This is a genomic window from Virgibacillus sp. M23, assembly GCF_034190895.1.
Lineage (GTDB): Bacteria > Bacillota > Bacilli > Bacillales > Amphibacillaceae > Virgibacillus > Virgibacillus salarius.
The window spans coordinates 1-415 of record NZ_JAWDHA010000327.1 but is presented as its reverse complement, the minus strand read 5'-3'; the positions used below and the strand labels follow the sequence as shown (position 1 = coordinate 415).

Genomic DNA, 415 nt, shown 5'->3' with positions numbered 1-415 from the left:
CATCCTTGATGTTCATGTCCTTCGGAAACTCCACAAGCATCCCGTACACGCCGGAATCAGCGATACAGTGAATGACGCCAAACCTCAACACGAACAGCTGATTTTTGTTAATGGCGTTTCCTTTGTACGCAAATCCATGAAATTCAATCGTCCGTCCGAGAAATTCACCCGGATAGTTATAGATGGTTTCCATTCCTTTTAGGAAATCATCATCGTTCAGAGAAATCTCTTTTTTGCTGGAATACTTATTAAACAGCTGTTTCATCTGTTTGTCATAGCTGTCTTGCGCGTAATAAAGGCTGGCATCAGGCCGCAAATACTGTGTTTGGGAGTAATGATCTCCGCTCTCCATTGCCTTAAACGAGAACACTTTTGTTTTGACAATCGATGAGTCAAGCGTTGCAATCGGGAAGAA

General features: G+C 42.9%; 1 pseudogene. It reads right to left on the bottom strand.

The window, feature by feature from the left end:
- A pseudogene (locus tag RVS70_RS22800) lies at positions 1 to 415 on the bottom strand (DUF1980 domain-containing protein); the annotation flags it as partial.